The organism is Janthinobacterium sp. EB271-G4-3-2, from assembly GCF_020858035.1.
In the GTDB taxonomy this organism is placed as follows: Bacteria; Pseudomonadota; Gammaproteobacteria; order Burkholderiales; family Burkholderiaceae_D; genus Janthinobacterium; species Janthinobacterium aestuarii.
The window spans coordinates 180,471-206,370 of the sequence record NZ_JACYMG010000007.1 but is presented as its reverse complement, the minus strand read 5'-3'; the positions used below and the strand labels follow the sequence as shown (position 1 = coordinate 206,370).

Genomic DNA, 25,900 nt, shown 5'->3' with positions numbered 1-25,900 from the left:
GGTTGTTTCTCCTGTCGTTAAAATTTGTGCATGAGGCCGAGCGTCAAGCCCATGCCGTGGCGGTCATTGGCCCGCGCTGCGGTAACGCCGGCGGCATCGCCTTGCCATGCGGTGTAGTCCGATTCGAGGTACAGGGTCGAGCGCGGCGAGAGCGCTTTTTCCAGGTAGGCGAAAGCGCGCTGGAAGCCGTCATCGACATCGCCCGTGGCGCTGCGCCGTACCTTGTAGTACGCGGTCGTCAGCAGCACGTCGGGCGCCAGTTGCCGGCTCACGCCGGCCGATGCCACGCCTTGCCGGACCGACCTGCCGGCGCCCACGTCGGCGCGGTTCAGGCCCAGGTTGGCCTTGAACTGCCAGGCATCTACCTTGTAAGCGGCGCCCACGGTGGCGGCATCGAGGGAGCGGTTGTCGCGATTGCGAAAGCGCATCGCCGCCCCGGACACGGCCAGCCCCGCCTGTTGGTACGTCAGGGCGCCGCCCCAGGTCGACAATGGCGACGTGGCGCCCGCCACCTCGCCGAACGAGTAGGCGGCGCGCGCCACCATCGGCCCGAGGCTGGCGCTGGTTTTCACCATGTTGTCGAGCCGGTAGAAGTTGTCGGCATAGCCGCTGCTGCCGTATTGCTGGCCGAACGAGTGGCGGCCAAACGCCGTGTTGCTCAAGCCCGTGATGTTGACGTTCGGATTGAACGAGGCGTAGCGGATACCCAGCGGGTCCACCGGCGCGATGGCGTCGGCCAGCAAGGTCGCCTGGCGCCCCAGGGTCACGGAGCCCAGCGGCGACTTCAGGCCCAGCCACGCTTGCCGGTCGAACAGTTTGTCGGATTTGGCCGCGCTGCCCGTGTCCAGATTCAGCCCACCCTCCAGGCGGTACAGCGCCTGCCAGCCGCCGCCGAGGTCTTCCTGGCCGCGCAGGCCCCAGCGGCTTGTGTTGTTGATGCCGCTGCTGACGGCGGGCGTGGTGCCGCCGGCCGTGGGCGCGTTGGCGGCGTTCAAACCTTTTCCATAACGGATGCCGGCATCCGCGATGCCATACAAGACCGCGCCGCTCTGGCCCAGGCAGATGCCGCTGGCCGCGAACAACAGCGCGAACGTGGAACAATGTCGCATGGTGTCTCCATTTTTTTTGGGGGGGGATGCCTTCTTAGTGCCTTCTTGGCGAGGCTCAGCATTAAGACCCCATCATCGTTGAAATGGCATAATTTGATAATTGCAATTTTTCCGGGGATTAATGCATGCAGCGCATCAATTACGAACTTCATGATTTGCAGGCCTTCGTGGCCGTGGCGGAGCGCAACAGCTTTCGCCAGGCCGCGGCCGACCTGTTCCTGTCGCAGCCGGCACTGAGCCGCCGCATTGAAAAACTCGAGGATGCGCTGGGCGTCAAGCTGTTCGAGCGCACCACCCGGCGCGTGCAGCTGACCAATGTGGGGCAGGTGTTTCTGGTGAACGTGCGCGATGCGCTCAACGGCCTCGAGGATGCCGTGCTGGGTGTCGCCGACCTGGCCGCGCACCGCACCGGGACGGTGACGTTCGCCTGCGTGCCGTCGGCTGTGTGGCACTTCCTGCCGGACGTGCTCAAGCGCTTCAGCGCGCAGTTTCCGAAAATCCGCGTGCGCGTGCATGACGAAAGCGCGCAGGACGTGCTCAACCTCGTGCTGACAGGCGAGGCGGATTTCGGCATCAGCTTCACGGGCGCGGAAAATCCGGAGATCCATTTCCAGCCCATCTATGTCGAGACCTATGTGCTGGCGATGCGGCACGATCACCGGCTGGCCAGGCGCAAGAAGCTGAGCTGGAAGGATACCGTCGACGAACGCTATATCTCGGTGGCCAAGTCGAGCGGCAACCGCAGCGTGCTCGATGCGGCGCTGGCCGGCGTGGAAAAGCACCCGTGGATCTCGTGCGAGATCAACCACGTGTCAGGCATCTTGGCGCTGGTGGAGTCGGGCTTGGGCGTGGCGGCGGTGCCGGGGCTGTCGATTTTGCCGGAGCGGCAGGGTACGGTGGTCGGCGTGCCGCTCGTCAATCCCGCCGTCAAGCGCACGCTGGGCTTGATCAGCCGGCATCAGCACGCGATGCCGCCCGCGTCACGCACTCTGTTCGAGATGATGAGCGCGAGCATAGGAAAGCAGGGGCGGCGGGCATGAGCGCTGCAGTGCGGCGCAGGAGAATCGAGGGCCCGGACCTTATTTTTGCATGATGGGATCGCGCCCCAGCGTGCGCGCCAGCGCGCCGCCGTCGCCGCGCCAGAATTCGCGGTCGGCCAGGCGCACGCGCTCGGCCGCGTGCTGCATGTGTTCCATGGCCGCCTGGCGCGCCCGCTGCGGGTCGCCATCGGCGATCGCCTGCACGATCTTTTCATGTTCGCGCCGCACTTCGATGGAAAAGTCCGTGCGCCGCGCTTCATTCGCGCGCGTCACCTTGACGGCCGAGCGGATCGGGTCGGCGAACATGGCGACGAATTTCGGCCAGTAGGGGTTGCCCGTCGCCTCGGCGATGCACAGGTGCAGGCGCACGTCTTCTTCCACGCCGTCGACGCCGGCCGCCACGGCTTCCTCGATGCGGCGCAGCGCGTGTTCGATGTCGGCCAGCTGGCCCGGCGTGCGCCGCACGGCCGCCAGCGCGGCGATTTCCGCTTCCAGTCCTTGGCGCACCTCGATCAGATTCAGCAGCGACTGCACGGACTGCTCCGTCAGCTCGTCGCCCCGTTCGCCCGTCTTCGCGCCATCCTGCGCGCAGACGAACGTGCCGCTGCCCTTGCGCGTGGCGACGATGCCGTCCGCCTGCAGCAGGGCGATGGCTTCGCGCAGCACCGTGCGGCTGACGCCGAAGTGCGTTGCCATCGCTTGCTCGGACGGCAAACGCGTGCCGCCGGCCAGACCGTCGTTGTGGATTTGCTGGCGCAGCCGTGCCGCCACCCGCGCACCCAGGGTACCGGTGGTGAAGCTGCCCGCGGCGGGCTCCGGAGGGGGAAGGGTAAAGCGGAACGTGCGGTCCATCGGGTGCATCCTTGTGCTAGCGGTTTTTATGCGGGCTTGCCTGCTTGCCATTATATGGAATATACAGCTTGACACACACAAAACACACACATAATATACATCCATACAAATTTTAGACAAGTTGCCAGCCACCTCCGGTGGACCATAAAAACCCGGCACGGTCGATCCCCCAGCGATCAGGAGACAAGCATGGACGTAACACAAGCATTGCCCGGGCAGGCGGCCGGCGTGGCCGCCTGCCAGAAAACCATCGACGACGCCGTCTATCGCAAGGTGACCTGGCGCATCATCCCTTTCCTCATGCTGTGCTACATCGTCGCTTACCTCGACCGTGTGAACGTGGGCTTCGCCAAGCTGCAAATGCTGGCCGACCTGCAGTTTTCCGAAACCGTGTACGGCCTGGGCGCCGGCGTGTTCTTCCTTGGCTACTTCCTGTTCGAAGTGCCCAGCAACGTGATGCTGCACAAGATCGGCGCGCGCGTGTGGATCGCCCGCATCATGATCACCTGGGCCATCATCTCGGGCGCCTTCATGTTCGTCACCACGCCGACCCAGTTCTACGTGATGCGCTTCCTGCTCGGCATCGCCGAGGCGGGCTTCTTCCCCGGCATCATTCTCTATTTGACCTACTGGTATCCGTCCGAGCGCCGCGCGCGCATGGTGTGCACCTTCATGGCCGCCATTCCCGTGGCGGGCCTGATCGGCGGCCCCCTGTCGGGCTGGATCATGGAAACCTTCGCCGGCTGGCACGGCTACGCGGGCTGGCAGTGGATGTTCGTGCTTGAAGCGATTCCCGCCGCGCTGATGGGCGTGGCCGTGCTGCTGTACCTCGACAACAGCATCCGCGCCGCGAAGTGGCTGACGGAAGACGAAAAAGTCATCCTCGAGCAGCGCATCGCCACGGAAGCACAGGGCAAGGTATCGCACCCGTCGATCCGCGCCATGTTCGCCGACCCGCGCATCTGGGTCATGGCCCTGATTTATTTCTGCTGCGTGATGGGCCAGTATTCGCTGACCTTCTGGCTGCCCAGCCTGATCAAGGCGGCCGGCGTGACGGGCGTGCTCAATATCGGCCTGTTCACGGCGATTCCGTACTCCGTGGCCGTGGCATCGATGATCCTGCTGGGCCGCAGCTCGGACAAATACCGCGAACGCCGCTGGCACATGGCGATCCCGCTGGTGGTCGGCGCCGCCGCCATCGTCTGCAGCGCGCTGGCCGGCGCCCACAACACGGGCTGGGCCATCTTCTTCCTGACGATCGCCGCCGGCGGCATCCTGGCCGCTTCGCCCATGTTCTGGAGCCTGCCGACGGCTTTCCTCGGTGGCGTCTCGGCCGCCGCCGGCATCGCCGCCATCAACTCGGTGGGCAACCTGGCAGGCTTCGCGGCGCCGTACATGATCGGCTCGATCAAGGATTTGACGCAGTCGACCGACATCGCCATCTACCTGCTGGCCGGCATCCTGGTGATTGGCGCGGCGATCATCATGCGCGTGCCGGCCAAGCTGGTGAACAAATAAGACTGGAGTAGCAGATGAACGTAGAAATGAAAAAAGTGGGCGTGATCGGCCTGGGCGCCATGGGCATGGGCATCGCGCAATCGTTGCTGCGCGCGGGCTTTGAAGTACATGCCTGCGACGTGCGCGCCGAAACCGTGCAAGCGCTGGCCGGCCAGGGCGCCCATGCGGCGCAGTCTCCGGCCGCGCTGGCGGCGCAGGTGCAAGCCTTGCTGATCGTCGTCGTCAATGCGCAGCAGACGGAAGCCGTGTTGTTTGGCGAGCACGGCGCGGCCAGCGCCCTGGCGCCGGGCAGCGTCGTCATCGCCTGCGCCACCGTGGCGCCCGAGTTTGCAGAGGCCCTCGGCGCGCGTCTGGCGGCCATGGGACTGCGCTTCATCGATGCGCCCATTTCCGGCGGCGCGGCCAAGGCGCAAGCCGGCGAGATGTCGGTGATGGCGGCCGGCGCGCCCGATGCGTTCGACGCTTGCGCCGGTATTTTCGACGCCATCTGCGCCAAGCTGTACCGCCTGGGCGAGCAGCCGGGGCAGGGCTCGAAAGTCAAGATGATCAACCAGCTGCTGGCCGGCGTGCACATCGCCGCCGCCGCCGAAGCGATGGCGCTGGGCTTGCGCGCCGGCTGCGATCCGGATGCCCTGTACGAAGTCATTTCAAATAGCGCCGGCAGTTCCTGGATGTTCCAGAACCGGGTGCCGCACATCCTGAAGGGCGACTACACGCCACTGTCGGCCGTGAATATCTTCGTCAAGGATTTGGGCATCGTGCTCGATTACGCGAAGAAAAGCGTGTTTCCATTACCGCTGTCGGCCACGGCGCACCAGATGTTCATGCAGGCGTCGGCGGCAGGCTTTGGCGGCGAGGACGACTCGGCCGTGATTAAAACTTTCCCGGGAATTACTTTGCCGGCGAAAGCGTCACTGAATCAAGAGGAACCATCATGACCGTACTACTGGGATGTATCGCCGACGATTTCACGGGTGGCACCGACCTGGCCGGCATGCTGGTCAAGGCCGGCATGCGCACGGTGCAGCTGATCGGCGTGCCGCAAGGTCCGCCGCCAGCCGATGTCGACGCCGTCGTCATCGCGCTCAAGTCGCGCACGAATGCGCCGGAAGAGGCCGTGGCCGAATCGCTGGCCGCGCTGGCCTGGCTGCAGCAAGCGGGATGCAAGCAGTTTTACTTCAAGTACTGCTCCACGTTCGACTCCACGCCGCGCGGCAATATCGGTCCCGTGGCCGAAGCGCTGATGCGGGCGCTCGACACGGATTTCACCATCGCCTGCCCCGCGTTCCCCGCCAACGGCCGCACCATCTACAAGGGCAACCTCTTCGTCGGCGACGTGCCGCTGGCCGAGTCGGGCATGCGCGACCATCCCCTGACGCCGATGACGGATTCGAATCTGGTGCGCGTACTGCAGCAGCAGGTGCAAGCCAAGGTAGGCCTGGCCGATTTCTCCGTGGTGGAGAAGGGCGCCGCCGCCATCGCCCAGCGCTTCACGGACTTGCGCGGCCAGGGCTGCCATTTCGCCGTCGTCGATGCCGTGTCGAACCGCGACCTGGAAGCCATCGGCGCCGCCTGCGCGGACTTGAAACTGATCACGGGCGGCTCCGGCATCGCCCTGGGATTGCCGCAGAATTTCCGCCAGCGGGGCCAGTTGTCGCCATCGCCTGCTGGACAGGCGGGACGCCTGCCGCCGCCGACGGGTTTGCGCGCCGTGATCTCGGGCAGCTGCTCGGTGGCCACGCAGCAGCAGGTGGCGCACCTGCGCGAACTGGCGCCGTCCTTCCACGTCGACCCTTTGCAGCTGGCTGCGGGCGGCGAAGTGGTCGATGCGGTTGTCGCGCAGGCGCTGGCATGGGCGGATGAGCACCTGGCGCAAGGTCCGGTGCTGATCTATGCCACGGCCACGCCGGATGCCGTGCGCGCCGTGCAGGCGCAACTGGGCGTGGAGCGTGCCGGCGCCCTCGTCGAGGAAAGCCTGGCCGCCATCGCCCAAGGGCTCGTGCGCCTCGGCGTGGGCCAGCTGATCGTCGCCGGCGGCGAAACCTCGGGCGCCGTGGTGAAAGCGCTGGGCGTGGCGGGCTTGCGCATCGGCCCCGAAATCGACCCCGGCGTGCCGTGGACGCAAGCCTTGCCCGCGCCGGGCGACGATGGCAGGGCGCCGTTGGCGCTGGCCCTCAAGTCCGGCAATTTCGGCACGGTCGATTTCTTCAGCAAGGCCTGGCAGGTGCTGGCATGAGCGCCACCGAATCGCGCCAGCGCGAGCTGATCGTCGACTTCGGCAAGTCGCTGTTCGAGCGGGGCCTGACGGCCGGCAGCAGCGGCAACCTGAGCGTGCGCCTGGATGACGGCTGGCTGCTGACGCCGACGAACGCCAGCCTGGGCCGGCTCGATCCGGCGCAGCTGTCCAAGCTCGATTGGGACGGCAAGCTGATCAGCGGGGCGCCGCCGTCCAAGGAGGCGTTCCTGCACCGCGCCATGTACGCAGAGCGGAGCAGCGCGGGCGCCATCGTGCATCTGCACTCGACGCATTCGGCCGCCGTGTCGTGCATGTGCGGCTTGAACCATGACGACTGCATTCCGCCGCTCACGCCCTACTTTGTGATGAGGGTGGGGCGCTTGCCGCTGGTGCCGTATCACCGGCCCGGCGACCCGGCGCTGGCGGGCGCGATCGGCACCATGGCGCGCAAGCACTCGGCCGTGCTGCTGGCCAATCACGGCCCCGTCGTCTCGGGCACGAGCCTGGAGGCGGCCGTGTATGCGGCCGAGGAACTGGAAGAGACGGCCAAGCTGTTCCTGCTGCTGCGCGACGTGCCCACGCGCCCGCTCGACGCGGAACAGATCGCGGACCTGAAGCAGACATTCAAACTCGACATATAAGATTCAAGGAGACACGCATGCCCCGTTTTGCCGCCAACCTGACCATGATGTTCAATGAAGTGCCTTTCCCGCAGCGCTTTGCCGCCGCCGCGCAAGCGGGTTTCACGGGCGTTGAATTTTTGTTCCCCTACGATCACGCGCCGCAGGAAGTGGCCGGCTGGCTGCGCGAAAACAAGCTGCAGAACGTGCTGTTCAACCTGCCGCCGGGCGACTGGGCGGCCGGTGAGCGGGGCATCGCTTCGCTGCCGGGCCGCGAAGAAGAATTCCGCGCCGGCGTGGCGCGCGCCGTCGAGTATGCGCTGGCGCTGGGCACCCCGCGCGTGCACATGATGGCGGGCCTGCTGCCCGTGGGCGCCGATCTCGCCCTGCACCGCGCCACCTACCTGGCCAACCTGCGATACGCGGCGAAAGCCGTGGGCGAGCATGGCATCGAGCTGTTGATCGAACCGATCAACGGACGCGACATGCCCGGCTACTTCCTCGTCACGCAGGCGCAGGGCCATGCGCTGCGCCTGGAGTCGGGCGCGGCCAACGTCAAGGTGCAGATGGATTTTTACCACACGCAGATCGTCGAGGGCGATATCGCCATGACGTTCAAGAACAACTTCGATGGCATCGGCCACGTGCAGATCGCCAGCGTCCCGGCCCGCAATGAGCCGGACGATGGCGAAGTCAACTACCCGTATCTATTCCAACTGCTGGACGAGTTGGGCTACGAGGGCTGGATCGGCTGCGAATACCGTCCGCGCGGGCGTACCGAAGCTGGCCTGGGCTGGCTGGCCGCTTACAACAACAAACAAGGAGCATGAAGATGAAAGTACTGATTACCGGCGGCGCCGGATTCCTCGGGCAGCGCCTGGCGCGCCGGTTGCTGGCGCAAGGCCAGCTGACGGACAGCCACGGCCAGTTGCAGACCATCAGCGAGCTGGTACTGGTCGACGTGGTGGCCGCGCATGACTTCAACGATGCGCGCGTCAACGTGGTCACGGGCGACATCGCCGACGGCGCCTTGATGCGTGCCACCATCGATGCGCAGACCACGTCGATCTTCCACCTGGCCGCCATCGTCAGCGGCCAGGCGGAAGCCGATTTCGAGCTGGGCATGCGCATCAATCTCGATGCCTCGCGTTTGCTGCTCGATATCTGCCGCGAACTGGGGCACAAGCCGAAAGTGGTCTTCACCAGCTCCGTGGCCGTCTACGGCGGCAAGCTGCCGGACGTGGTGCAGGATACGACGGCCCTGAATCCCCAGTCTTCGTACGGCGCGCAAAAGGCCATCGGCGAATTGCTGCTCAACGACTACAGCCGCCGCGGCTTTGTCGATGGCCGCGTGCTGCGCCTGCCGACCATCAGCGTGCGTCCCGGCAAACCGAACAAGGCCGCGTCGTCGTTCGCCAGCGGCATCATCCGCGAACCGTTGAATGGCGAGGGGGCCGTCTGCCCCGTGTCCACCGATCTGCGTCTGTGGCTGCTGTCGCCGCGCGGCGCCATCGCGTCCCTGATCGCCGGCCACGAACTGGCGGGCGAGGCCTTTGGCGCCAGCCGTACGGTGAACTTGCCGGGTTTGAGCGTGAGCGTGGGCGAGATGATCGCCGCACTGGAACAGGTGGCCGGCAGCGAAGTAACAAAGCGCATCAGCTATGCGCCCGATCCGGCCGTCGAGCGCATCGTCAAGAGCTGGCCCGGCGCCTGGGACACGGCGCGGGCCGAAGCGCTGGGCTTGACCGCCGATGCGGATTTCGCCAGCATCATTCGCGCGTATATCGACGACGTGAAAGCGGCCGGCTAGGCGTTTGTTTCCCGCTGCGAGCGGCGATAGTCGAGCGGCGTGCTGCCCACCAGTTCCGCAAAGCCGCGGCTGAAATGGGCCTGGTCAAAAAAACCCAGCGCATGCGCCAGGCTGGCCAGGTCGGGCGCATCGGGCTGCGCCAGGCGCCAGATCGCTTCCTGCAGGCGGTAGCGCTGGACCACCCACTTCGGCGGCACGCCCACGTAGTTGGCGAACAGGCGCTGCAGCCGGCGTTCGCCGATACCCATTTTTTCGCACAGCTGCGCCACGCTCGCCGGGCCGTTGTGGGCCGCCGCGGCGGCCGTCAGCCTGGCGGCCAGCAGGGCCGCGTCATCGACCTGTGGCAGCCTTGCCAGCAGCAGCGCCTGTGCCTGCGCCACCATGGCCGTATCGCCGGCTTGCCGCAGGACCAGCGCCTCGGCTTGCCCTGCCGGCATGCCCAGCAGGGCATCGGCGGCGATGGTCGTATCGGTGAATGACGACAGGGGCTGGCTGATGAACGGGCGCAGGCCGCCCGGCGCGAAACGCACGCCCAGCACCTTGCCCGCGCCGGTCAACGGCCTGTCGAAGGCGCCGCGCACGACGCCATGGATGGCGGTGCGCCCAAGGTCGAACACCAGGTGGGCGTTCGGGTAGGGCAGCACGCGCTGCGTCTCCGGCGGACAACCCCGCCTGTCCCATTCCACCACCCAGAAATACTCGACGAACGGCGCCAGCGCGCCAGCCGGCGGATAGGTCGCCAGCCGTATGCGGCGCGCCGCCGCCTGCGGGTCGACAATGCCCTTCGGCGCCTGGCCGCGCGCGGCGAGCATATTGCGCGTGCTGTCGGCTTTATCCAATATTTGTCTCCTGCGCGGCAATAAGATGGTTCTCTCGCATCGATTGAAAGGGAATCATGAAATCACACAGCTTGTCCGGCCTGGTGCTGGCCGCATGTTGTCTATCGGTGGCGCCGGCCGGCGCCGCCTCATCTGCAGAGGGAGATCATCGCATGCAAGTGCACGCCACGGGAAGTTTCAGCATCACCATGACGCCATCCGCGGCGCCGCAGCGCGCGGGGCGCACGACCCTGGGCAAGGTGCTGCTCGAGAAAGTCTATGCCGGCGACCTGGTCGCCACGGCCAAGGGGGAGATGCTCAGCGCCGTCACCGACACCAGGGGCGCGGCCGGCTATGTCGCCATGGAAGCCATCACGGGCGTCTTGCAGGGCAGGGAAGGCAGCTTCGTGGCGCAGCATGCGGGCACCATGGCCGATGGCAAGCAGCAGCTGTCCATCGTCATCGTGCCGCATTCCGGCGCGGGACAGCTGACGGGCATCAGCGGCACGCTGGCCATCCGCATTGAAAATGGCCAGCATTTCTACGATATCGACTATTCGCTGCCGGAGTAGGGCAAAGCCCATGGGCAGCGGTCCTGTAGGCGCTGGTGCGGTGAAGGCCGCAGCCCGGGACTCCGTGCCGATGGGGCTCAGGCAGGTCGGATTAGCGGCAAGGCCGCGTAATCCGACACCGCCAGCGCCAACAATGTTGTCGGATTACGGCCCGCAGGGCTTAATCCGACCTACCCAGTATCGACGCCACATTGTCGGTACCCGGCGCGCCGAACAGCTGCTGCTTGAGTATGTGCAGCTGGTCGCGCACTTGCGCCGCCTTTTCGAACTCGAGGTTCTTGGCGTGGTCGACCATCAGTTTTTCCAGGCGCTTGATTTCCTTGCTGACCTGTTTCTCGCTCATCGATTCGAACTTGGCCGCTTCCTGCGCCACTTGCAGGGTTTCGCGCGCTTCCTGCGGGCTGTAGACGCCGTCGATCATTTCGCGGATCGATTTCTTCACGCCGATCGGGATGATGTTGTTGGCCGTATTGAAGGCGATCTGCTTGGCGCGGCGGCGTTCCGTCTCGTCGATGGCGCGACGCATGGAGTCCGTGATGCGGTCGCCGTACAAAATCGCCGTGCCGTTCAGGTTACGCGCGGCGCGGCCGATGGTCTGGATCAGGCTGCGCTCGGAGCGCAAGAAGCCTTCCTTGTCCGCGTCGAGGATGGCGACCAGCGACACTTCCGGCAAGTCCAGGCCCTCGCGCAGCAGGTTGATCCCCACCAGCACGTCGAAGGTGCCCAGGCGCAGGTCGCGCAGGATTTCCACGCGCTCGACCGTTTCGATATCGCTGTGCAGGTAGCGCACCTTGATGCCATGGTCGCCCAGGTATTCCGTCAATTGCTCCGACATGCGCTTGGTCAGGGTCGTCACCAGCACGCGCTCGTCCTTCTTGATGCGCTCGACGATCTCCGACATCAGGTCGTCCACCTGGCTGCTGGCCGGGCGCACGATGATTTGCGGGTCGACCAGGCCCGTGGGCCGCACGACCTGTTCGACCACCTGATCGGAATGGTTCTTTTCGTATTCGGCCGGCGTGGCCGAAACGAACACGGTCTGGCGCATCTTCTGCTCGAATTCCTCGAATTTCAAGGGCCGGTTGTCGAGCGCCGACGGCAGGCGGAAGCCGTAGTCGACGAGGTTCGTCTTGCGCGAGCGGTCGCCGTTGTACATGGCGCTCAGCTGGCCCGTCAGCACGTGCGATTCGTCGAGGAACATCAGGGCGTCGGCCGGCAGGTAATCGACCAGGGTCGGCGGCGGTTCGCCCGGCAGCGCGCCGGACAGGTGGCGCGAGTAGTTCTCGATGCCCTTGGTGAAACCGATTTCCGCCATCATTTCCAGGTCGAAGCGCGTGCGCTGCTCGAGCCGCTGCTCCTCGATCAGCTTGTTCTCCTTGCGGAAGAACTCGAGGCGCTCGCGCAGCTCGTCCTTGATGGTCTCGACGGCGCGCAGCACGGTGGAGCGGGGCGTCACATAGTGCGAGCCCGGATACACGGTGAAGCGGGGGATCTTTTGGCGTACGCGGCCCGTCAGCGGGTCGAACAGCTGGATCGATTCGATCTCGTCGTCGAACATTTCCAGGCGCACGGCCAGCTCCGCATGCTCGGCGGGGAAGATGTCGATGGTATCGCCGCGCACGCGGAAGGTGCCGCGGCCGAAATCGACCTCGTTGCGCGTGTACTGCATCTGGATCAGGCGCGCGATGACGTCGCGCTGGGCGACTTTGTCTTTGACGCGCAACGTCAGGATCATCTGGTGGTATTCGTTCGGATTACCGATACCGTAGATGGCCGAGACGGTGGCGACGATGATGACGTCGCGCCGCTCCATCAGCGACTTGGTGCACGACAGGCGCATCTGTTCGATATGTTCGTTGATCGACGAGTCCTTTTCGATGAACAGGTCGCGCTGCGGCACGTAGGCTTCGGGCTGGTAGTAATCGTAGTAGCTGACGAAGTATTCGACCGCGTTTTGCGGGAAAAAGTCGCGGAACTCGCTGTACAGCTGCGCGGCCAGGGTCTTGTTCGGCGCGAAGACGATGGCGGGCCGGCCCATGCGCGCGATGACGTTGGCCATGGTGTAGGTCTTGCCCGAACCGGTCACGCCCAGCAGGGTCTGGAAGGCCAGTCCGTCGGCAATTCCCTCTGACAGCTGGTCGATTGCCGTGGGCTGGTCACCGGCCGGAGGGAAGGGCTGGTGCAGCTTGAACGGGGAGTCCGGGAAAGAGATAATTGCGCTTTCCGCCTCGCTGGCGGTAGATAATTCGGGCATGTGAATCAGACCTTTGTTAGAATAGTGCTCTGCTGGCGGCCCTGGCGTTGTATTTCGGGGCGCTGTCTACAACTCCGCTGTGAACCTGCTTCCAATCGAATCCAATCTTATCATGACGAACCCAACTGTTTCTGCCAGTCTGTTTAGCGCCATCGAGATGGCCCCACGCGACCCGATCCTGGGCATCACCGAAGCATTTAACGCGGACCAGAATCCCGCCAAAATCAATCTGGGCGTTGGCGTCTATTATGACGACAACGGCAAGGTGCCTCTGTTAGCTTGCGTACGCAAGGCGGAAGCCATCCTGATCGAACAGGCGGCGCCACGCACCTATCTGCCGATCGAAGGCCTCGCCGCCTACGACAAGGCTGTGCAAGAACTCGTATTTGGCGCCGACAGCGCCGTAATTCAAGAGCGCCGCGCCGTCACCGTGCAAGCCATCGGCGGCACGGGCGCACTGAAGATCGGTGCCGACTTCCTGCAGCGCTTCGCGCCGGGCGCCCAAGTCTACATCAGCGACCCGAGCTGGGAAAACCACCGCGCGCTGTTCGAGAACGCCGGTTTCGTCGTCAATAACTACACCTACTACGATGCCGCCACCCATGGCGTGAACTTCGACGGCATGCTGGCCAGCCTGAACGCCATGCCCGCCGGCTCCATCGTCGTGCTGCACGCGTGCTGCCACAACCCGACCGGCGCCGACCTGAGCGTGGCCCAGTGGGATCAGATCATCAGCGTGGTGACCTCGCGCGGCCTGGTGCCGTTCCTGGACATGGCGTATCAAGGCTTCGCCAACGGCATCGCCGAAGACGGCGCCGTGGTGCGCCGCTTCGCCGACGCGGGCGGCCCGCTGCTGGTGTCGAACTCGTTCTCGAAATCGTTCTCGCTGTACGGCGAGCGCGTGGGCGCCCTGAGCGTCGTCGCCTCGAGCGCCGACGAAGCGGCCCGTTTGCTGTCGCAGCTGAAGCGCGTCGTGCGCACCAACTACTCGAACCCGCCAGTCCACGGCGGCAAGGTGGTCGCCACCGTCCTGGCCACGCCGGAACTGCGCCAGCTGTGGGAAGAGGAACTGGCCGGCATGCGCGTGCGCATCCGTGAAATGCGCAACGCCTTCGTGGAAAAGCTGAAAGCCAAGGCGCCAGGCCACGACTTCGAATTCGTGCGCCAGCAAATCGGCATGTTCTCGTACTCGGGCCTGACGAAGGAGCAGGTGGCGTCCTTGCGCGAGCAATCGATCTACGCCGTCGACACGGGCCGGATCTGCGTGGCAGCATTGAATTCGCGCAACATCGACATCGTTATTGACGCGATCGCCAAAGTGCTTTAAGATCTTGCTTCTTCGGCGCTGCATGCAAGTGCGGCGCTGATAGCGGTAGAAAGTCGGCAATGGCCGTGTTTGTCGGGATGCAGTATCCGTCTTGCAAATATGGAACAAGCGACATATAATATTGCCTCTTTTCCCTGATAGCTCAGTTGGTAGAGCGACGGACTGTTAATCCGCAGGTCCCTGGTTCGAGTCCAGGTCGGGGAGCCAGAATTCGAAAGGCCACGTTGAAAAACGTGGCCTTTTTTGTTTTTTGCGGCGCCGGCGTGTAGCTTGGGCCACGATAAGATTTTCCCTATGGAAATCTGGACAGCGCCAGGTTTGGCCTATATAATACGGCCTCTTTTCCCTGATAGCTCAGTTGGTAGAGCGACGGACTGTTAATCCGCAGGTCCCTGGTTCGAGTCCAGGTCGGGGAGCCAGAACACGTAGCAGCAGAAAGCCCAGCCTTTACAGGTTGGGCTTTTTGCATTTCAGCGCGCCGCGATTGGTGCCGGCAGGGTCCCGATGATCGCCTGCTGGAATTTTTCCGGTTCATCCTGGTGTATCTGGTGTTCCGATTGTTCGAATACAAACAACCGCTTCCTTGGCGCCTGCAGCTGCGCAAAATAGTCTTGCGTGATGCGGGTGGACGTCTGGATGTCGTTCTTGCCAACGAAGAAATAGACGGGGCAGTCGACTTTCTTCAAGGTCATCGGCAAATCGATCTGCATCACTTCGTTCCACACGGGCGACCAGGCTTTGGACCATTGCAGAAAGCCGGTTTTGAAGGCCTCGCTGGCCGCAAATGCCTTTCCCTCTTTCTGGAACAGCCATTTGCGCAGGTAGAACAGGTCTTCGTCCCGTTGAAAGGGAATCTGCACTTGCGCCAGTTCCTTGCTGGCGGCGGCATCGTCCCGGAAATGTGTTTTCAAATCGGCCAGCAATGCCTTTTCGCTGGCCAGCTGGCTGATGACGGGATTGACGGCGAAATACGCATGCAGCAGTTGCGGATGCTGTTCGACGATATGAAAACCGAGCACATTGCCCCAGGAGCTGCCCAGCAAGTATATTTTTTCCTGCTTGAGCTCTTTTTGAAGAAACGTGATGACCTGATACGTGTCCTGCTGCATCTGCGCGAGGGAAGGCTGGCTAGGCGATGGATTCAGTGCCAGGGTTTTTCCCGCATCGCGCTGATCCCACTGCACCAGCGTAAATCTGTTTTTCAGCATGGCGGTGAAGGCATGCGCATTCTTCATCATCGAACTTCCCGGCCCGCCCGATAAAAAGAGCAGAACCGGTTTTTTTGCGTCGTCTGTCTTGATTTCCACAAATTGCCTGATCCCGCCGATGTCCGGCGTCAGCAGCGCGTCAATGGCAAGCGCAGTAGCTTGCGCCTGGCATGCATGAAATGGCATCAAGGTGATGAATAACACTGCCAGTAGCTTTGTCATGGGCGATATCGATAGTTGCCTGCAGATAGAGGGGTGTCCATGGGGGATATTATCCGAATAGCATGTTACATATGGAAAATATGTACGGCGAGGCGGGCGACGGCCTGTGTGCTTTTCCATTTTGCGCTATCCTGAATGCAAGCCCATAGGAGAGTTGCCACCATGACCTGTTCTATCCCGTTGCGCCATATCGTCCTGTGTGATTTTCTTGAGGACATCACACCGGCCAAGCATGCCGAGCTGGTCTATGAATTTTCCCAGCTTAAACACCGCATCCCCGGCGTGCTGCAATTCGAATGGGGGCCGAACGTCAGCCCGGAAGGCCTCGATGACGGTTTTACCGATTGCTTTACCTTGACCTTCGATGGCGCCAGCGCGCGCGACGTGTACCTGGCCCATCCGGCCCACCTGGCCTTTGTCGATCTGCTCAAGCCATGGCTGGGGCGGGTGCTGGTGTTTGACTATCAGCCCCGGGAAAATCCGGGCTGAATGGCGCCGCGCGTAAAATTTTCAGCGTAAATCTGGACAACTGAAAATTGGCACTATAGAATGCGGCCTCTTTTCCCTGATAGCTCAGTTGGTAGAGCGACGGACTGTTAATCCGCAGGTCCCTGGTTCGAGTCCAGGTCGGGGAGCCAGAACATCAGCAGTATCGAAAAGCCCAGCCTTCACCGGTTGGGCTTTTTGCATTGCGGCCATGCTTCTCGTGACATTTCACGCTGATTTGCCGAAAAGCATCTGTCATACTTGCTTGGCACGTTTGCTGCCTCTCGATGAAAACAACCTTTCCTATGAAGAATCTCTGCGTCCTGGTGCTGATGCTGGCCGCCGGCACCGTCTACGCGCCCCTTGCCGTCGGCCAGGGACGCCCGCCCTTGTCCGAAGAGAAGGTCAGACAGCAGATCATCGCCGAGTCGATTGCCGCCTATCCTGGCCGCTGCCCCTGTCCCTACAATGCCGCCAAGAATGGCAGCGCCTGCGGAGGGCGCAGCGCATGGAGCCGGAAGGGCGGCTACGCCCCCATCTGCTATGAACGCGAAATCAGCAGCGAGATGGTGCGCAAGTGGCGCGAGGACAATGCCGCCGCGCTGTGACTATTGCCCCGTGCGCAACGCTTCCAGCGCCAGATAGCCTGGCTGCACTTGCGCGGCGATGGCGGCCAGGCCGTTGGCTGCGGCCGCTGGCGGGTCGCCTTGGTAGGCCGTGCCGTATTTCGCATGCACGCCGCCCCGCGCGCGCATCGCTTGCAACTGTGCCGGCGTGGGGGTGATGCCGAAGCGCGTCAATACATCGCTGAACACGATATCTGGCAATTGCTTGTAATGAATTAACTGCAGCTGGCCGGCCGCCGCATGGGGCAGGGCGGCGTCGAACAGGCTGGCCAGCACGAGGCCCGTATAGCCATCGATATCGCCGGGCGCCAGCAGGTGCGCGGGCAGCGGCAGCTGTGCCGGGTGCAGCATGCCGGGCACCATTTGCGGGCCGCGCTGGCGCTGGTGCGAGGCCAGCACGGCCAGCGGTTCGCGGTAGACGAACAGGCAGGGCGTGCCGGGAAACGCCTGCAGCAGCAAGTCCAGGCTGTGGATGTGCCAGCAGTCGAACTTGATGATGAAGTGCGTCTCTGTGCCCGAGCGGCGCTGGCCCAGTGCCAGGATGGCCTGGCGCAGCAGGGCGATGCCGGCGGCTGGGTCATCGCTGTCGTGATGCAGGCGCAGCAGCGAATCGATCACGGGCGGCTCGGACATGACTATGCATTGCGGCAAGGACGCCAGCAGCTGGCTCAACAGGGTTGAGCCGCAGCGCGAGACATGGAAGATGAAGGCGTCGGGCGCCAGGCCATCGCCCAGTGTGGCCATGGTGGCCAGTGCCGCCAGCGGCGTGCGGCAGACGCGGCGCTCCTCATGCGGCTGGCGCGCCAGGGTATTGACAAAGAAGGCGTCGCTGAACACCGTTTCCCCCAGTGCGCGCCAGCACATGGCGGCGTGCGCCAGCGCCTCGCCGCGCTCCACATACAGCGGATACCAGCCGCGCAAGTCCATGCCTTCGTGCCATGCCACCGTGTCGCCTTTGGCCAGCAAGCGTTCCTGCTGCGCCAGGCCCGGCGCGGCGCTCATGGCGCGCTCCCGTCGGCCAAGGCGGACAGTTGTCTGGCCAGCGCCAGGCTGGCAGGCGAGGACGACAGTCGCAGCTGGGCGATGACGGCCCGCACATTGCCATCGTTGATGCTTGGGTCGCCATATTGATGGGCCGCTTTCGGCACGAAACCGGCCGAGGCGAACAGCGTTTCGAGCCAGGCATTGGTGACGCAGTCGAGCACGAGGTGGATGCGCGGCGCCGTACCCCGGTTATGCACGGCGTGCAGGCAGCTGGCGTCCATGTACCAGGCGTGGCCGGCCGCGAAGTGCACGTTCTCGCCGTCGATGCTGAACAGTACCTGCGGCGTAGTGTGGATGGGGATGTGGATGCGGATCAAGCCATCGGCCAGCGACGTGCCGGCGTCGCGGTGGGCGCGGATGACGGCGCCCGGCGCCAGCGCCATCAGGCGCGCGGCGCGGATCTCGCAGGCGAAGCTGGCGAGCACCTCGCGCAGGCAGGGGCAGCGCGCCAGTTGCGGCGTGCCGGCATAGGCGGCGCCGTCGACGGGCATGATCTGGCCGGCAGCTCCGCCCGGCGAGCGCAGCGGCACGCAGCTCCAGCCGTTTTCGTAGGCGCCCGTATTGAAATGGCTGATCCACTCGTCCGTGGCGAACTGGTCGCTGTCGCGCTGCATGCGCGCCACGTCAAAGCGCAGCGGCAGCCGCAGCCAGGTGCTGGGCGGAATCGGCGCCGCCACTATGGCGCGCTCCATTCCAGTTGTTCCTGGACGTCGTTTTCCCCGCGCAATCGGAAGCCCAGCCGCTGGTACAGCGCGCGCGCGGCGGTGTTGCTTTTGTTGACGGCAAGGTGGATCCGGCATTGCTGCGCGCCCGCTTGCGCCTGCAGGCCGCGCAGCACGGCGCTGCCTGCGCCCTGGCCTTGCGCGGCGGGCAGGATGGCGATATCGACCAGGTGCAGCACCTGATCCTGGCGGTCCAGGATCAGGCGCCCGATGGGCGTGTCGCCGTGCTGCAGCACCAGGTACATGGCCTGCGGATACGCTTGCCGGTAACCGTGGCTTTGCATGCGCTGCTGCATGGCGATCAGCTGTTCGATGACGGCGGGTTCGGCCGGCATCTGGCGCAAGTCGTCGCGCGTGGAGCTGTACAGCGCGGCGGCAAAGCCATCGTCGCCGTCGCGCTGGACGCGCAACTGGTAGGGGGCGGAAAGCGGCAGGTCGTGCATCGGTGCTCCGGTAGGTGGTGGCGATGGGGCCAAATGCGCAGGCGTTTATTTATTTGCTATGCTGCCAATTTTTCCGCGCACTTGCAATCATTTCAAGGAAGCCGCCATGCATTCTGTCATTATCCTGCCTTGCCCGTGGAGTTGCGCGTGACTTCGGCGCGCGCGGAACTGGCCGCCATGGCGGCCGCGCTGTGCGATCCGCAGCGTGCCCTGGCCAGCCTGGTCGGCGAAACGGTGCAGCTGCGCCAGCTCGTCGAGCGCCATTCGCGCCTGTCCATGGACCGGCAGGACGGCTTGCGCGACGGCGAAAGTTTTCTCCCCAGCGGCTGGGCCATCTCGCCCGTGCAGGCGGGATTGTGCGCGCGCGAGCCCTACCGCAGCGCCGCCTTCATCCAGGGCCTGGCGCTGGCCGTGCGCGAGCGGCTGGCCGTGAACGGTGGGCGGCCCGTGCGCGTGCTGTATGCGGGCTGCGGCCCGTTTGCCTTGCTGGCCCTGCCGGTGATGGCGCTGCTCGACGCCAGCGAGGTGCAGTTTGCCATCCTCGACGTGCATGCGGAAACCCTGAACTATGCGCGCGAACTGATCGCCGCCCTGGGCCTGGACAGCCACGTTGCCGAATACATTTGCGCCGACGCGGCCGCCTACCGCATGCCTGCCGGCGCCATGCCGGACGTGATCGTCAGCGAAACCATGAATACGGCGCTGGGCAAGGAGCCGCAGGTAGCCATCCTGCGCAACCTGCACGCGCAAGCGCCTGCGGCCGCGCTGCTGCCGGCGGCCGTCACCGTGCATCTGGGCCTGGACCGGCGCGGCCCCGGCGAGCCGTGCACGGACTGGGGCCGCGTGTTTGCGCTCGATGCGGACGCCTTGCGCGCCTGGCAGGGGGAGCAGGGCGACAGGCTGCCGGCCGCCAGCATCCGCCTGCCCGACGTGCTGGAGCAGGCGCCGCGCTTGCTGACGCGCATCCGTGTGCATGGCGACATCGTCCTGGGCGACCACGAGTGCAGCTTGAACCTGCCACTGCCTTTGCCGGGCAAGCCCACGCTGGCTGGCGGCAGCGTGCTCGACTTCCATTACCGGCTGGGCGGCCAGCCGGGGCTGGCGTTTTGTCTGCGTGAAAAACAGGAATTGCACCAGGCAATATCTCAGCAGTAATACTACATTGGCAGACTATTTACTTCTGTAGGATAATATGGAACCGGTTCCATATATGCGCAAATGCAATGTGGCGCAATCATCGAAGTCAATAAAACAACAAGTCTTGCGGGAGTCTCATGAACCATCCAGGCAACGAACCATCTGCAACATCCGTGTCATCCCTTCCCCGCATCAGCCGCCGCCATGCCCTGATCGGCCTGGGCGCCTTGCTGGCGCAAGCCGGTTTCTGGAGCAATCCCCTGTCCGCCGCCATGCAGGCGCCGGCCAGCGCGCCGGCTGCCGGCCTGGCGCCCGCCACCATGCTGTTCTACACCCTGTCGCAAACGATCACGGGCCACCGCGATCTGTCCGCCGCGACGGCGGCGCGCATCGAGCAAGCCATGCGCACCAACGTGCCCGGCTTCGCCGAGCGCTTGCCGCAGCTGGGCGCGCTGCTCGTCACGGGCCAGGAAGCGAAGAGCTTGCTGGCGGCCGCCACCGCCGCCGATGCGCGTCTGCGCGAACTGGCGCTGGCCATCGTCGCCGCCTGGTACACGGGCACCGTCGCCGGCAACGCGGCGCAGGGTACGAAATCCATCGTCGTCGCCTACGCCGAGGCCTTGATGTACCGCACGGTGGCCGATGGCCAGGTCGTGCCGACTTACTGCAATTACGGCCCCCTGTGGTGGCTGAAGGCGCCGCCGGCCGTGCGCGTTTCCGCACCTGTGGAACCGAAACCCGTGCCCGCGCCGGCCACCACCGGCACTCCCGAACCGAAAGGCAAGCAAGCAAAATGAAATCACCCCAATTCAAGAGTAATGGCGACGTCGTCGCCGATGTCGTCATCGTCGGCACCGGCGTCGTCGGCGCCATGATGGCCGACCAGCTGGCCGCGCAGGGCCATTCCGTGATCATGCTGGAAGCGGGCCTGCGCATCGAGCGTGGCCAAGCCGTGGAAAACTGGCGCAACATGCCGTTCGAGAACCGCGTCGGTTCCGACTTCCAGGGCCTGTATCCGCAGGCGGAGAATGCACCCGCACCGCTGTATTTCCCGAAGAATAACTATGTGGAAGTATCCGGGCCCAACGGCAGCAGTTTCCAGCAGGGCTATCTGCGCACGGTGGGCGGCACGACCTGGCACTGGGCCGCATCGTGCTGGCGCCATCTGCCATCCGACATGCGCATGAAGAGCGACTACGGGGTAGGGCGCGACTGGGCCATTTCCTACGATGAACTGGAACCCTACTATTGCCGCGCCGAGCAGGAAATGGGCGTGGCCGGCCCCAACGATCCGGCGCTGCAGTCGCCCAGCGAGCGCAGCGCGCCGTACCCGATGGACATGGTGCCCTGGGGCTATGGCGACAAGCGCTTCGCCGAGGTGGTCAACCCGCACGGCTACCGTTCCGTGCCGATTCCGCAAGGCCGCTCGACGCGCCCATGGCAGGGCCGTCCCACCTGCTGCGGCAATAACAATTGCCAGCCGATCTGCCCCATCGGCGCCATGTACAACGGCATCCACCACGTGGAGCGGGCCGAGCTGAAGGGCGCTGGCGTGCTGGCCGAGGCTGTCGTCTACCGCATCGACACGGACCACAACAACCGCGTCACGGCCGTGCACTGGTATGACGCCAAGAAACAGTCGCACATGGCGACGGGCAAGGCTTTCGTGATTGCCTGCAACGGCATCGAGACACCGCGCTTGCTGCTGCTGGCGGCGAACCGGAACAATCCGAACGGCATCGCCAACAGTTCGGACCAGGTGGGCCGCAACATGATGGACCATTCGGGTTTCCACTGTACCTTCCTCGCCAATGAACCGATCTGGACGGGCCGTGGCCCCGCGCAGAGCAGCTGCCTGGTGGGTCCGCGCGACGGCGCCTTCCGCGCGCAGTATTCGGCCAACAAGATGATCCTGAACAATATCACCAGGGTCGGACCCGCTACCCAGCAGTCCTTGAAGCTGGGCCTGGTGGGCAAGGATCTCGACGACGAGATCCGCCGCCGCGCCGCGTTCGGCGTGGACTTGTCGATCAGCCTGGAACCGCTGCCCGAAGCGCACAACCGCTTAACCTTGAGCAAGACGCGCAAGGATCCGCTGGGCCTGGCCTGTCCCGACATTTACTATGACGTGGGCGACTACGTGCGCGATGGCGCGAAGGCCGCGCATGCGCAGCTCAAGCACATCGGCAAGCTGTTCGGCGCCGTGGAATTCCATATCACAGACAGCCTGAACGCGAATAACCACATCATGGGCGGCGTCATCATGGGCAGCAACCGTCTTGACTCCGTGGTCGACGGCAATTGCCGCGCCCACGACCATGCCAATTTGTGGCTGCCGGGCGGCGGCGCCATGCCGTCGGCCAGCGTCGTCAACACCACCCTCAGCATGGCCGCGCTCGGTTTGCGCGCGGCCGACGACATCGCCCGTACCCTGGCAAGGGAGGCGGCATGATGCGCCGTTTATTGCTGGGCCTGACGTTGGCGGCCGGCTTGCCGCTGGCCGCTCGTGCTTTGCCACCTGTGCCGCCGGCGCCGCCTGTCACCCTGACGCCGGACCGCCCGGCCGCGCCCGTGGCCGCCAAGCCCGATGCGCGCCTCGAGCGGGGCCGCTACCTGGCCATCGCGGCCGACTGCATGGCCTGCCATACGGCAGCGGGCGGCAAGCCGTATGCGGGCGGCTACGCCATCGACTCGCCGCTGGGCACGATCTACGCAACGAATATCACGCCATCGAAAAAAGGCGGCATCGGCCACTATACGGAAGCCGACTTTGCGCGCGCCCTGCGCGAAGGCGTGCGCGCCGATGGCAGCCACCTGTATCCGGCCATGCCCTACACCAGCTATGCGCAGCTGACGGATACGGACGTGGGCGACCTGTATTACTACTTCATGCAGGCCGTCAAGCCCGTCGACGAGCCGGCGCGCCAGACGGCCCTGCCATTCCCGTTCAATGTGCGCCTGTCGATGCTGGGCTGGAATACCTTGTTCCTCGACAATAAACGCTTCGTGCCGGACGCAACGAAGAGCGCGCAGATCAACCGCGGCGCCTACCTGGCCGAAGGCCTGGCGCACTGCAGCGCCTGCCACACGCCGCGCAATGCGCTGATGGCGGAAATCGGCAGCCAGACCCTGGCCGGCGCCGCGCTCGGTTCCTGGCATGCACCGAACATCACGTCCGACAAGGTCAGCGGCATCGGTGCGTGGACGGATGGGGAAATCGCCGCCTACCTGAAGACGGGCCACGTGGAAGGCAAGGGGCAGGCGGCGGGCGGCATGGCCGAAGCCATCCAGAACAGCCTGCAATTTTTGCGCGACGACGACGTGGCCGCCATCGTCGCGTGGCTGCGCACGGTGCCGCCCGTGCGCGCACCGGGCCAGACCAAGGCTGCCTTCAGCCATGGCAGCGCCGCCAGCGAAGAACCGCTGCTGCGCGGCATGGCCAGTTCCACCGAGCATCATTCGCTCAATAGCGGCGCCGTGCTGTTTTCCGGCTACTGCGCCAGCTGCCACTCGGCCAGCGGCGCCGGCAGCACGGGACAAAGCTATCCGGCCCTGTTCAACAACACGGCGACCGGAGGCAACACGCCGGCCAACCTGGTGTCGGCCATCTTGTTTGGCGTCGAGCGCAAGATCGAAGGGGAAGAGCACGAAGCGTTCATGCCCCGTTTCGACCAGCGTTCCTATGTGCAGCCGTTGACGGACGAGCAGATCGCGTCGATCGCCAATTACGTGCTGAAGCAGTACGGCAACCCGGACGTGTCCGTCACGCCGGCCTACGTGGCGCAGGCGCGCAGCGGCGGCGAGAAACCCGTGCTGGCGCGGGCGCAACCGTTCATGCTGCCGGGCGGCATCGTGGGCATCCTGCTGCTGATCGCGCTCTTCGTGTGGCTGCGCCAGCGCCGCCAGCGCAAGGAATAAGTGTCGAAACGGCGGCGAATATGAACGTTGGGCACAACTTGCAGTAAAATGCAGGCTGAAAAATGGTTACGAGCAATCGTAGCCATTTTTTATTCTGGCCCGATCCTGGCGATTGTCTTCGCCATATTTGAAAATTGACAATGTCCCATTCCCTGCATCACCAATTTCTACGTTTTGCCGCCGTCGGCGCTTCCGGCACGGCCGTGCAATACAGCGTGCTGTGGGGCGGCGTGGAATGGGCCGGCATCAGCGCCGCCGCCGCGTCCGGCATCGGCTATATCCTCGGTTCCGTCGTCAACTACATTCTCAATTACTTTTTCACGTTTAAAAGCGACAAGGGCCATGGCGAGGCGGCCAGCAAATATTTCACTTTGCTGGGTATCGGCTGGTGCATCAATACGGGCCTGATGTGGCTGCTGGTACACCAGCTGGGCTGGTATTACTGGCTGGCGCAGGTGCTGGCGACGGGCATCGGGCTGGTCTGGAATTTCGCGGGCAGCCGCTGGTGGGCCTTCAAGCCGGCCGGCGCAGCGACCAAGTAACTAGTTATTCCAAAAAGAAAAGATGCGTCTTGGCCAAGACCAGGCGCGCGGTTTTACCAAAACAAGGGGTTAATCATGCAGTTCCTGGAACGCTATTTCAAACTGAAGGACAACGGGACCAATGTGCGCACGGAGCTGCTGGCCGGCCTGACCACGTTCCTGACGATGGCCTACATCATCTTCGTCAACCCGACCATCCTCGGCGACGCGGGCATGCCGAAAGACTCCGTGTTTGTCGCCACCTGCCTGGCGGCCGCCATCGGCACCCTGATCATGGGCCTGTACGCGAACTATCCGATCGCGCTGGCGCCGGGCATGGGCTTGAATGCGTATTTCTCGTACACGGTGGTCAAGGGCATGGGCATGAGCTGGGAAGTGGCGCTGGGCGCCGTTTTCATTTCAGGCTGCCTGTTCATCCTGGTGAGCCTGTTCAAGGTGCGCGAGATGATCATCAACAGCATCCCGCCCGCTCTGCGCACGGCGATCACGGTGGGTATCGGCTTGTTCCTGGCCATCATTTCCCTGAAAAGCGCGGGCGTGGTGGTGTCGAACCCGGCCACGATCATCGCCCTGGGCGACTTGCACCAGGCGGCGCCCATCCTGGCCATCCTCGGTTTCTTCATCATCGTCGCGCTGGACCGCCTGAAAGTGCCGGGCGCCATCCTGATCGGCATCCTCGCCATCACGATTGCCAGCTTCTTCTTTGGCGGCAACCAGTTCAACGGCATCGTCTCGGCGCCACCGGCCATCGAGCCGACCCTGTTCAAGCTCGACATCATGGGCGCATTGTCGATCGGCATCGTCAACGTGGTGCTGGTATTTTTCCTGGTCGAACTGTTCGATGCGACGGGCACCCTGATGGGCGTGGCCAACCGTGCCGGCTTGTTAAAAGACGGCAAGATGGAACGCATGAACAAGGCCTTGCTGGCCGACAGCACGGCGATCGCCGCCGGCGCCTGCCTGGGCACGTCGAGCACCACGGCCTTCGTGGAAAGCGCTGCCGGCGTGCAAGCGGGCGGCCGCACGGGCTTGACGGCCGTCGCCGTGGCGCTGCTGTTCCTGGGCAGCCTGTTCTTTGCTCCGCTGGCGCACACGGTGCCGCCGTACGCGACGGCGCCCGCGCTGCTGTACGTGGCCTGCCTGATGCTGCGCGAACTGACCTTCATCGACTGGGATGACAGCACGGAAAGCATTCCTGCCGCCATCACGGCGCTGATGATGCCGTTTACGTATTCGGTGGCCAGCGGCGTAGCGTTCGGCTTCATCACCTATGCGGTATTGAAACTGTTGACGGGCAAGGGCAAGCAGGTATCGGTGGTGGCTTACATCATCGCCGCCATCTTCCTGTTCAAGTTTATCTACCTGGGCGAATAGCCAGTTTGCCCGCAAGCAGTGA

25 protein-coding genes and 3 tRNA genes are annotated in these 25,900 nt (G+C 64.3%); 20 read left to right on the top strand and 8 right to left on the bottom strand.

Going from position 1 to position 25,900, the window contains the following annotated elements:
- Nucleotides 1-17 precede the first annotated feature (17 nt).
- On the bottom strand, nucleotides 18-1,109 hold the full coding sequence (locus tag IGS55_RS16745; protein ID WP_230518977.1) for a porin: 1,092 nt from the start codon (nucleotides 1,107-1,109) through the stop codon (nucleotides 18-20).
- Between the two features lie 125 nt (nucleotides 1,110-1,234).
- On the opposite strand from IGS55_RS16745, the gene IGS55_RS16740 reads away from it, so the two are divergent.
- Nucleotides 1,235-2,149 carry a LysR family transcriptional regulator gene (locus IGS55_RS16740; RefSeq protein ID WP_230518976.1) on the top strand — a complete coding sequence of 305 codons (915 nt, stop codon included), beginning with the start codon at nucleotides 1,235-1,237 and terminating at the stop codon, nucleotides 2,147-2,149.
- Between the two features lie 39 nt (nucleotides 2,150-2,188).
- On the opposite strand, the gene IGS55_RS16735 is transcribed toward IGS55_RS16740, so the two are convergent.
- A complete protein-coding gene (locus tag IGS55_RS16735) occupies nucleotides 2,189-3,001 on the bottom strand; it encodes a FadR/GntR family transcriptional regulator (RefSeq protein ID WP_070310460.1) in 813 nt (270 codons plus the stop codon).
- 189 nt (nucleotides 3,002-3,190) lie between these two features.
- Here IGS55_RS16735 and IGS55_RS16730 point away from each other — a divergent pair, with 189 nt between their 5' ends.
- Genes IGS55_RS16730 through denD form a run of 6 tightly spaced genes read left to right on the top strand, consistent with a single transcriptional unit; the run spans nucleotide 3,191 to nucleotide 9,185 of the window.
- Entirely contained in the window at nucleotides 3,191-4,519 is a 1,329-nt protein-coding gene (locus IGS55_RS16730; protein ID WP_230518975.1) for an MFS transporter, read from the top strand.
- A gap of 14 nt (nucleotides 4,520-4,533) precedes the next feature.
- The gene (ltnD, locus tag IGS55_RS16725) at nucleotides 4,534-5,457 is read left to right on the top strand and encodes an L-threonate dehydrogenase (protein WP_230518974.1); all 924 of its coding nucleotides are present in this window, start codon (nucleotides 4,534-4,536) and stop codon (nucleotides 5,455-5,457) included.
- On the top strand, nucleotides 5,454-6,755 hold the full coding sequence (gene otnK / locus IGS55_RS16720; RefSeq protein WP_230518973.1) for a 3-oxo-tetronate kinase: 1,302 nt from the start codon (nucleotides 5,454-5,456) through the stop codon (nucleotides 6,753-6,755). Before ltnD ends, otnK begins: the two co-directional genes overlap by 4 nt.
- Nucleotides 6,752-7,396, top strand: a complete 645-nt coding sequence (gene otnC, locus IGS55_RS16715; protein WP_230518972.1) for a 3-oxo-tetronate 4-phosphate decarboxylase — start codon at nucleotides 6,752-6,754, stop codon at nucleotides 7,394-7,396. Before otnK ends, otnC begins: the two co-directional genes overlap by 4 nt.
- A gap of 17 nt (nucleotides 7,397-7,413) precedes the next feature.
- Nucleotides 7,414-8,205 (top strand): 2-oxo-tetronate isomerase, encoded by a 792-nt coding sequence (otnI, locus tag IGS55_RS16710; protein ID WP_230518971.1) that lies wholly within the window; start codon nucleotides 7,414-7,416, stop codon nucleotides 8,203-8,205.
- 2 nt (nucleotides 8,206-8,207) lie between these two features.
- Entirely contained in the window at nucleotides 8,208-9,185 is a 978-nt protein-coding gene (gene denD / locus IGS55_RS16705) for a D-erythronate dehydrogenase (RefSeq protein WP_230518970.1), read from the top strand.
- Here the strand turns inward: denD and IGS55_RS16700 are convergent.
- A complete protein-coding gene (locus IGS55_RS16700) occupies nucleotides 9,182-10,024 on the bottom strand; it encodes a helix-turn-helix domain-containing protein (protein ID WP_230518969.1) in 843 nt (280 codons plus the stop codon). The two genes, denD and IGS55_RS16700, sit on opposite strands and share 4 nt — an antisense overlap.
- Nucleotides 10,025-10,080: 56 nt before the next feature.
- Here IGS55_RS16700 and IGS55_RS16695 point away from each other — a divergent pair, with 56 nt between their 5' ends.
- Nucleotides 10,081-10,575 carry a DUF3224 domain-containing protein gene (locus IGS55_RS16695; RefSeq protein WP_230518968.1) on the top strand — a complete coding sequence of 165 codons (495 nt, stop codon included), beginning with the start codon at nucleotides 10,081-10,083 and terminating at the stop codon, nucleotides 10,573-10,575.
- 160 nt (nucleotides 10,576-10,735) lie between these two features.
- On the opposite strand, the gene uvrB is transcribed toward IGS55_RS16695, so the two are convergent.
- The gene (gene uvrB / locus IGS55_RS16690) at nucleotides 10,736-12,829 is read right to left on the bottom strand and encodes an excinuclease ABC subunit UvrB (RefSeq protein ID WP_230518967.1); all 2,094 of its coding nucleotides are present in this window, start codon (nucleotides 12,827-12,829) and stop codon (nucleotides 10,736-10,738) included.
- Between the two features lie 112 nt (nucleotides 12,830-12,941).
- On the opposite strand from uvrB, the gene IGS55_RS16685 reads away from it, so the two are divergent.
- The 3 genes from IGS55_RS16685 (at nucleotide 12,942) to IGS55_RS16675 (ending at nucleotide 14,575) form a co-directional block, all read left to right on the top strand.
- Nucleotides 12,942-14,156 (top strand): amino acid aminotransferase, encoded by a 1,215-nt coding sequence (locus IGS55_RS16685; protein ID WP_175444492.1) that lies wholly within the window; start codon nucleotides 12,942-12,944, stop codon nucleotides 14,154-14,156.
- Nucleotides 14,157-14,287: 131 nt separating this feature from the next.
- Nucleotides 14,288-14,363 (top strand) — tRNA-Asn (locus IGS55_RS16680).
- Between the two features lie 136 nt (nucleotides 14,364-14,499).
- Nucleotides 14,500-14,575: transfer RNA gene (locus tag IGS55_RS16675), tRNA-Asn, on the top strand.
- A gap of 51 nt (nucleotides 14,576-14,626) precedes the next feature.
- On the opposite strand, the gene IGS55_RS16670 is transcribed toward IGS55_RS16675, so the two are convergent.
- On the bottom strand, nucleotides 14,627-15,706 hold the full coding sequence (locus IGS55_RS16670) for an alpha/beta fold hydrolase (protein ID WP_230517918.1): 1,080 nt from the start codon (nucleotides 15,704-15,706) through the stop codon (nucleotides 14,627-14,629).
- Nucleotides 15,707-15,748: 42 nt separating this feature from the next.
- Between IGS55_RS16670 and IGS55_RS16665 the strand changes: the two genes are divergently transcribed.
- From IGS55_RS16665 to IGS55_RS16655, 3 genes are all read left to right on the top strand, one after another.
- Nucleotides 15,749-16,075, top strand: coding sequence for a Dabb family protein (locus IGS55_RS16665; RefSeq protein WP_034750182.1), 327 nt, complete (start codon nucleotides 15,749-15,751; stop codon nucleotides 16,073-16,075).
- Between the two features lie 73 nt (nucleotides 16,076-16,148).
- A tRNA-Asn gene (locus tag IGS55_RS16660) sits at nucleotides 16,149-16,224 on the top strand.
- Nucleotides 16,225-16,377: 153 nt separating this feature from the next.
- Nucleotides 16,378-16,680: a hypothetical protein gene (locus IGS55_RS16655; RefSeq protein WP_230517919.1), complete on the top strand. Its 303-nt coding sequence runs from the start codon at nucleotides 16,378-16,380 to the stop codon at nucleotides 16,678-16,680.
- Here IGS55_RS16655 and IGS55_RS16650 read toward each other — a convergent pair whose 3' ends face one another.
- Genes IGS55_RS16650 through IGS55_RS16640 form a run of 3 tightly spaced genes read right to left on the bottom strand, consistent with a single transcriptional unit; the run spans nucleotide 16,681 to nucleotide 18,907 of the window.
- Nucleotides 16,681-17,700 carry a sulfotransferase gene (locus IGS55_RS16650; protein ID WP_230517920.1) on the bottom strand — a complete coding sequence of 340 codons (1,020 nt, stop codon included), beginning with the start codon at nucleotides 17,698-17,700 and terminating at the stop codon, nucleotides 16,681-16,683.
- Nucleotides 17,697-18,434: an aspartyl/asparaginyl beta-hydroxylase domain-containing protein gene (locus IGS55_RS16645; RefSeq protein ID WP_230517921.1), complete on the bottom strand. Its 738-nt coding sequence runs from the start codon at nucleotides 18,432-18,434 to the stop codon at nucleotides 17,697-17,699. Before IGS55_RS16645 ends, IGS55_RS16650 begins: the two co-directional genes overlap by 4 nt.
- Nucleotides 18,419-18,907 carry a GNAT family N-acetyltransferase gene (locus IGS55_RS16640; RefSeq protein ID WP_230517922.1) on the bottom strand — a complete coding sequence of 163 codons (489 nt, stop codon included), beginning with the start codon at nucleotides 18,905-18,907 and terminating at the stop codon, nucleotides 18,419-18,421. The genes IGS55_RS16645 and IGS55_RS16640 overlap by 16 nt, the downstream gene beginning before the upstream one ends.
- A 147-nt stretch (nucleotides 18,908-19,054) precedes the next feature.
- Here IGS55_RS16640 and IGS55_RS16635 point away from each other — a divergent pair, with 147 nt between their 5' ends.
- The 6 genes from IGS55_RS16635 (at nucleotide 19,055) to IGS55_RS16610 (ending at nucleotide 25,878) form a co-directional block, all read left to right on the top strand.
- The gene (locus IGS55_RS16635) at nucleotides 19,055-20,062 is read left to right on the top strand and encodes a hypothetical protein (RefSeq protein ID WP_230517923.1); all 1,008 of its coding nucleotides are present in this window, start codon (nucleotides 19,055-19,057) and stop codon (nucleotides 20,060-20,062) included.
- 155 nt (nucleotides 20,063-20,217) lie between these two features.
- Nucleotides 20,218-20,841 carry a sorbitol dehydrogenase family protein gene (locus tag IGS55_RS16630; RefSeq protein WP_230517924.1) on the top strand — a complete coding sequence of 208 codons (624 nt, stop codon included), beginning with the start codon at nucleotides 20,218-20,220 and terminating at the stop codon, nucleotides 20,839-20,841.
- Entirely contained in the window at nucleotides 20,838-22,496 is a 1,659-nt protein-coding gene (locus IGS55_RS16625; protein WP_230517925.1) for a GMC family oxidoreductase, read from the top strand. The genes IGS55_RS16630 and IGS55_RS16625 overlap by 4 nt, the downstream gene beginning before the upstream one ends.
- Nucleotides 22,493-23,962, top strand: a complete 1,470-nt coding sequence (locus IGS55_RS16620; protein ID WP_230517926.1) for a c-type cytochrome — start codon at nucleotides 22,493-22,495, stop codon at nucleotides 23,960-23,962. Before IGS55_RS16625 ends, IGS55_RS16620 begins: the two co-directional genes overlap by 4 nt.
- 140 nt (nucleotides 23,963-24,102) lie before the next feature.
- Complete coding sequence (locus tag IGS55_RS16615; RefSeq protein WP_128142434.1) at nucleotides 24,103-24,504, top strand: GtrA family protein; 402 nt, start codon at nucleotides 24,103-24,105, stop codon at nucleotides 24,502-24,504.
- A 75-nt stretch (nucleotides 24,505-24,579) separates the two neighbouring features.
- A complete protein-coding gene (locus tag IGS55_RS16610; RefSeq protein ID WP_230517927.1) occupies nucleotides 24,580-25,878 on the top strand; it encodes an NCS2 family permease in 1,299 nt (432 codons plus the stop codon).
- Nucleotides 25,879-25,900 lie beyond the last annotated feature (22 nt).